The sequence below is a fragment of the Actinomycetospora sp. genome (genome assembly GCF_055612215.1).
In genome coordinates, this window is record NZ_JBVPVA010000499.1 from 1 (window position 1) to 6,349 (window position 6,349).

Sequence of the window (6,349 nt, forward strand, 5' to 3'; positions counted from 1 at the left end):
TCCTCGAGGTCCTCACGGATCTTGTGGTAGACGACCTCGGACTCGTACTGGGCCGCGACGCCGGAGACCAGGCGCTCCTTCTCGGCCTCGGGGATGCCGAGCTTGTCGTAGGTCGACTTGATGTCCTCGGGCAGGTCGTCCCAGGTCGCGGCCTGCTTCTCCGTCGACCGGACGAAGTACTTGATGTTGTCGAAGTCGATGCCCGACAGGTCCGAGCCCCACTGCGGCATCGGCTTCTTGTCGAACATGGCGAGTGCCTTGAGGCGCAGCGCCAGCATCCAGTCCGGCTCGTCCTTCTTCGCCGAGATGTCCCGGACGACGGCCTCGGAGAGGCCGCGCTGCGCGCTGGCACCGGCGACGTCGGTGTCGTGCCACCCGAACTGGTAGCTCCCCAGCGAGGCGAGGGTCTCCTCCTGGGTGAGCGTCTCCTTCTCCGGCGCGGTGGTCATACGACCTGCCTTCCCTGGTTCTCGGGTCCTCCGCCGGTGGTGACGGCGGGGGTGGTGCTTCCCGTGTGCTGGTCCGACCGCTGCGCGGGGACGTGTGTGGTGCACGCGGCGTCGCCGCGCGCGATCGTGGCGAGCCGCTGGACGTGGGTGCCCAACAATTCGGCGAACACCTCGGCCTCGGCCTCGCAGAGTGCCGGGAACTCCGCGGCGACGTCGGCGACCGGGCAGTGGTGCTGGCAGAGCTGCTCGCCCGCGACACGGGCGTCCAGGCCGTCGCCCTCGCCGGCGCCCCGGGTGGTCGCGGCGTAGCCCTCGGCGGTGAGCGCCCCGGCGAGCCGGGTGGCCCGCTCGGCGCGGTCGGCGCCCGCGAGGACGTGCTCGCGGTGCTCCCCCACCATCGCCAGCGCGCGGTCCCGGGCGAAGCCCTTCACGGCGTCCTCGCCCGCCGCCTCGCGGAGACGGCGCAGCGCGGCGACGGCGAGCTCGGCCGGGCCGTCCTCCCCGCGTCCCGCACGGGCACGCCCGCTGGCGGTGAGGAGGAACTGGCGCGCGGGCCGGCCGCGCTTGCGCCCGGCGGCCTGCCGGGCGTCGCGGGTGACGACGCTGCCCTCGGCGACGAGCGCGTCGAGGTGGCGACGCACGCCGGGGCCGGAGAGCCGGAGCGTCTCGGCGAGCACACCCGCCGTCGTGGGACCCTGTTCGAGGAGCAGGCGGGCCACGGCGTCACGGGTGCGACCGTCGGCCGCGGAGCGCGCGTGCTCGGCGTGGGGCACGTCCTGTCGGAGCTCGTCCTGCCGGGCCACGTCGTCACCTCCGTCCGCTGCGTCGCGATGTCCTCAGGCGATCATGAACCGCCCCGCATCTTTTGACAACACCAGTCTTGCCTATATCGCGACGGGCGGCAAAGTCGGCGGCCCCGGGGTGTCACGGGTCACGCGACCCGGGGTCGACACGGACCCGACGAGGCCCTCGGTATCGTTCCCGAGGTGACGGCCACGGCCCCGACGGCGCCCCCCGAGGAGCCCTCGCCGTCGGGTGACGCCGAGGGCGGCACCCGCGGCGCACGCGTCGAGGCGCCGGCCACCCCGGACGAGCGCCGGCGGCTGCGGTTCTGCCGCCGCTTCGGGTTCACCGGCGCGCTGCTGATGGCCGTCGGCGCCCTCGGGTGCGGCGCCGCCCCGGCCTCGGCCTACAACCCCGTGCTCGGGATGCGGGTGCTCGGCCTGCCCGCCCGGCTGCCGACCGTCTCGCTCACGCTCGCCTACGTCGGCATGGGCATGGTCGTGCTGGCGTGGCTGTGGCTCGGTCGGCTGGCCTGGCCCGGTCGGGTGCGCCTGACCGTCCGCCAGCTCACCCGGATCCTCGTCATGTGGGCCGCGCCGCTCGCCGTCGCACCCCCGTTGTTCTCCACCGACGTCTACGGCTACCTCTCGCAGTCCGAGGTCGTCTCGCGCGGGTTCGACCCCTACGTCTACGGGGCCGCGTCGGCGCTGGGTCTCGACGATCCCCTGGTCGCCAGCATCCCGACGATCTGGCGCACCACCCCGTCGCCCTACGGCCCCGGGTTCCTCACCTTCGGCCGGCTGGTCACCGCGATCGCGGGGGACGACATCGTGCTCGGGGTCTACCTGCACCGCGTGCTCGCGCTCGTCGGGATCGGTCTGATCATCTGGGCGACGCCGCACCTCGCGCGCCGCGCCGGGGTGGAACCGATCGCGGCGCTGTGGCTCGCGATCAGCCCGCTGGTGCTCTTCCACCTGGTCTCGGGCATCCACAACGACGCGATCATGCTCGGCGTCGTCTTCTTCGGGCTCGAGATCGGGTTCCGCCGCTCGTGGTTCCTCGGTGCCGTGATCATCGGGCTGGGGGCCTCCGGGAAGATCCCCGCCATCCTCGCGCTGGCGTTCCTGTCCGCGCACGTCGCCCGCGAGCGCTGTCTGGCCGCCGGCCGCGACCCGGCGGGCCGGGACGGGCTGCGCGCGCTCGTCGGGTGGGGCGCCGTGGTGTCCGCGACGGGCCTCGCCGTCGTGGGCGCGGTGTCGGTGCTCTCCGGGCTCGGCTTCGGGTGGATCACCGCCCTGTCCGTGCCGAACCTGCTCCGCAGCTGGCTCTCGATCACCACCGACCTCGGGGTGCTCGGGGGCCAGATCGGCATCGCGCTCGGGCTCGGGGACCACACGGACGCGGTCCTCTCGCTCACCCGCTCCGCCGGCCTCGGGGTCGCGGCGCTCGTCTGCGCGCTGCTCGTGCTGGCGGTGCTGCGCGGCCGGCTGCACCCGGTGGCGGGCGTGGCCTACGGGTTCGGCGCGGTGTTCCTCGCCGGGCCGGTGCTGCACCCCTGGTACCTGCTGTGGCTCATGGTCCCGCTGGCCGCGTCGGTCACCGAGCCCCGCGTGCGCGGTGCGGCGGTGGCGATCTGCGCCGCGGTGGCGCTGCTCGTGCCGCCCACCGGCAACGACTTCACGTTCCGGGCCTACCAGCTCCCGATGGCGATCTTCGCCGCGCTCGCCGTCGCGGTCGTCCCGCTGCTGGCCGCGCGCGGGAACATCCCCCGCATCCCGCCCCGCCGCGCACCGGATCCCGAGCCGGCGGCGACGGTCCCGGGGGACGCCTCCTGAGCGGGCGCACCCGTGCACGGCCGTCCGGTGGCGCGCGACCTACGCTGGGGCGCGTGGGTGAACCGGCCGTCGAGGTGCGTGACCTCGTGGTGCGCTACGGCGCCACGACCGCCGTGGACGGACTGGACCTCGACCTGCACCACGGCCGCGTGCTCGCGCTGCTCGGCCCCAACGGCGCGGGCAAGACGACGACGGTCGAGGTGTGCGAGGGGTTCCGCGACCGCACCTCGGGGTCGGTGCAGGTGCTCGGAGCCGACCCGGCCGGCGCGCCCGAGGGGCTGCGCGCCCGCATCGGCGTCATGCCCCAGGGCGGCGGCGCCTACCCGATGGTGCGGGTGCGGGAGATGCTCGACCTCGTCGCCGCCTGCTCCGCCCATCCGCTGGACACCGCGTGGCTGGTGCGCACGCTCGGGCTGGAGTCGTGCGCCCGCCTGCCCTACAAGCGGCTCTCCGGGGGTCAGCAGCAGCGGTTGAGCCTCGCATGCGCCGTCGTCGGCCGTCCGGAGCTGGTGTTCCTCGACGAGCCCACCGCGGGCCTCGACCCGCAGGGCCGCCACCTCGTGTGGGACCTGGTGCGGGCGCTGCGCGGCGACGGCGTCGCGGTGCTGCTCACGACGCACCTCATGCAGGAGGCCGAGGCGCTCGCCGACGACGTCGTGATCGTCGACCACGGCAAGGTCGTCGCCTCCGGCTCGCCCGACGAGCTCACCGCCTCCGGGGCCGAGCAGCGGATGCGCTTCCGCGCCGCCCCGGGCATGGACCTGCGCCTGCTCGAGGAGGTCCTGCCCGAGGGCTACACGGGTTCCGAGGGGCCGGCCGGGCACTACACGGTGGAGGGGACGATCGACCCGCAGGTGCTCGCCGCGGTCACGGCGTGGTGCGCGCGCCAGGGTGTCCTCGCCGACGACGTGCGCGTCGGACGCCGCAGCCTGGAGGACGTCTTCCTGGACCTGACGGGGCGGGAGCTGCGGCCGTGAGCACCGAGGACGCCGCCGCGCCGTTCCCCGCCGGCACCTTCACCCCCGACCCCGGCGTCGGCTCGCGGGCCCGCATGCTCGCCGTCCACACCCGCACCGAGACGGTGCTGGCGCTGCGCCACTCCGAGCAGCTGCTGCTCACGCTCGTCATCCCGCTCGCGCTGCTCGTCGGGCTCACCCTGCTGCACGGGCTCGTCGACCTGCCCGAACCCCGCGTCGACGCCGCCCTCGGCACCGTCCTCGCGCTCGCGATGATGTCGACCGGCTTCACCAGCCAGGCCATCTCGCTCGGGTTCGACCGTCGCTACGGCCTGATGCGCCGCCTCGCCGCCACCGCGATCCCCCGCTGGCTCGTGGTGACCGGACGGCTGGGCGGGACGGCGGCCGTCGTCGTCATCCAGGTGGTCGTGCTCGGCGGGGTCGCGCTGCTGCTGGGCTGGCGCCCCGAGGGGGCCGAGGTCGGGTGGGCGCTGCTGCTCGTGGTGCTCGGGGCCGCGGCCTTCGGGGCCTGCGGGCTGCTGCTCGGGGGCTCGGTGCGGGCCGACCTCGTGCTCGTGATCGCCAACGTCGTCTGGTTCGTCCTGCTCTTCGTCGGCGGCATCGTCGTGCCGGCCGCGCAGCTGCCCGGCGCGCTCGGCACCGTCGTCGGCTTCCTGCCGAGCGGCGCGCTCGCCGAGGGTCTGCGGACCGTGCTGCTCGGCGGCACTCCCCCGGTCGGCGGGGTGGTCGTGCTGGTCGTGTGGGCCGTCGTCGCCGGGCTCGCGGCGGCGCGGACGCTGCGGTGGGACTGACCGGTGTTCTTCTACAGGCTGTCGTAGGCTGGGTCCCGTGACCGCAGCGACGACAGGGTGGTCGACGACGCGGTGGTCGACGCCGCCGGTGCTGATGCGCGTGCTCGCGGTGCTCGCCGTCGTCGGGCAGGGCGGCATCGCCGTCACCGGGGCCGTCGTGCGCGTGACCGGCTCCGGGCTCGGCTGCCCGACCTGGCCGGAGTGCTTCCCCGGCAGCCTCGTGCCGACGCCGGACGCCGACGTCGCGACCCTGCACCAGTGGGTGGAGTTCTCGAACCGGCTCCTCGGGATCGCGCTGGTGGTCGTCGCCGGCGCCTGCGTGGTCGCGGCCGTGTTCGTGCGGCCGCGGCGCCGCCGGCTGCTGTGGCTGGCGCTCGCGATGCCCCTCGGGGTCGTCGCGCAGGCGGTGCTCGGCGGGATCACCGTGCTCACCGGCCTGGCCTGGTACACCGTCGCGCCGCACTTCCTGGTGTCCGTGCCGCTGGTGTGGCTGGCCGTGCTGCTGGCGCGGGACGCGTGGGCCCTGGACCGGGCCTCGGAGGCGCGGGTCCCGACGGTGCCGCGTGCGGTCCGCGGGCTGCTCGCGGTGACGGCCGTGGTGCTGGCGGCGCTGCTCGTCGTCGGGACGCTCGTGACGGCGGCCGGTCCGCACGCCGGGGACGCCACGACGCCCCGGCTCGACGCGTTCTCGGTGCCGGAGCTCGCCACGCTGCACGCGCACCTGCTGTTCGCGTTCCTGGGCCTGCTGGTCGGGCTCGGCTTCCTGCTGCACGCCGTGGGGGCGCCGCGACCGGTCGTCGTGCGCTTCCGGGTGCTCGTGCTCGTGACGCTCGCGCAGGGCGGGCTCGGCGGGGCGCAGTACGCGCTGGGCGTCCCGGAGGTGCTGGTGGCGTTCCACGTGCTCGGGGCGATGGTGACGACCGCCGCGGCCGCCTGGGTGTGGGCGGCGACGACGGAGCCGGCCGTGCGGGACCGCCCGGCGGGCGTGGCGTCGGTCGGAGCGCCCGCGTTGTCGGTGTCGTAGGGCATCCTGCTCGCGTCTGTCGGGGAGCGGGAGGTCGCGCGACGATGCGAGCGGTGCGGGTGGAGGCCCACGGCGGGCCCGAGGTGCTGGTGCCGGCCGACGTGGCCGACCCGTCGCCCGGTGAGGGCGAGGTCCTCGTCGAGGTCGGAGCCGCGGGCGTCAACTACATCGACACCTACCTGCGCAGCGGTCTCTATCCCGCGACGCTGCCGACCGTGCCGGGCCTCGAGGGTGCCGGGACGGTGCTCGAGGTCGGGTCGGGCGTCGCCGACGTGGCCGTGGGCGATCGCGTGGCGTTCAGCGACGGGCCGGGTTCCTACGCGCAGCGGGCGGTGATCCCCGCGGCGCGCGTCGTGCCGGTGCCCGACGCGCTGACCGCCGAGCAGGCCGCCGCGGTGCTGCTGCAGGGCATGACGGCGCACTACCTGGTGCACGACACCCATCCCGTCGCCCCCGGGGACGCGGTCCTCGTCCACGCCGGTGCGGGCGG

6 protein-coding genes and 1 pseudogene are annotated in these 6,349 nt (G+C 75.2%); 5 read left to right on the forward strand and 2 right to left on the reverse strand.

The window, feature by feature from the left end:
- A pseudogene (locus AC0CYZ_RS13925) lies at positions 1–449 on the reverse strand (Fe-S cluster assembly protein SufB); the annotation flags it as partial.
- Positions 446–1,252 (reverse strand): helix-turn-helix transcriptional regulator, encoded by an 807-nt coding sequence (locus AC0CYZ_RS13930; protein WP_472216267.1) that lies wholly within the window; start codon positions 1,250–1,252, stop codon positions 446–448. The pseudogene AC0CYZ_RS13925 and the gene AC0CYZ_RS13930, both read right to left, overlap by 4 nt.
- A 183-nt stretch (positions 1,253–1,435) precedes the next feature.
- Between AC0CYZ_RS13930 and mptB the strand changes: the two genes are divergently transcribed.
- The 5 genes from mptB to AC0CYZ_RS13955 all read left to right on the forward strand — a co-directional run.
- A complete protein-coding gene (mptB, locus tag AC0CYZ_RS13935; protein WP_472216269.1) occupies positions 1,436–3,067 on the forward strand; it encodes a polyprenol phosphomannose-dependent alpha 1,6 mannosyltransferase MptB in 1,632 nt (543 codons plus the stop codon).
- Between the two features lie 53 nt (positions 3,068–3,120).
- A complete protein-coding gene (locus AC0CYZ_RS13940) occupies positions 3,121–4,044 on the forward strand; it encodes an ABC transporter ATP-binding protein (protein ID WP_472216271.1) in 924 nt (307 codons plus the stop codon).
- 74 nt (positions 4,045–4,118) lie between these two features.
- The gene (locus AC0CYZ_RS13945) at positions 4,119–4,835 is read left to right on the forward strand and encodes an ABC transporter permease (protein WP_472216277.1); all 717 of its coding nucleotides are present in this window, start codon (positions 4,119–4,121) and stop codon (positions 4,833–4,835) included.
- Positions 4,836–4,872: 37 nt separating this feature from the next.
- Positions 4,873–5,859, forward strand: coding sequence for a COX15/CtaA family protein (locus AC0CYZ_RS13950; protein ID WP_472216273.1), 987 nt, complete (start codon positions 4,873–4,875; stop codon positions 5,857–5,859).
- Positions 5,860–5,903: 44 nt separating this feature from the next.
- The coding region (locus tag AC0CYZ_RS13955; RefSeq protein WP_472216275.1) for an alcohol dehydrogenase catalytic domain-containing protein at positions 5,904–6,349 on the forward strand (446 nt) is incomplete at its 3' end.

Bases quoted from the DNA above. Each gene is read 5' to 3' on its own strand.
- AC0CYZ_RS13945 (WP_472216277.1), top strand. From the start codon at position 4,119: ATGCTCGCCGTCCACACCCGCACCGAGACGGTGCTGGCGCTGCGCCAC.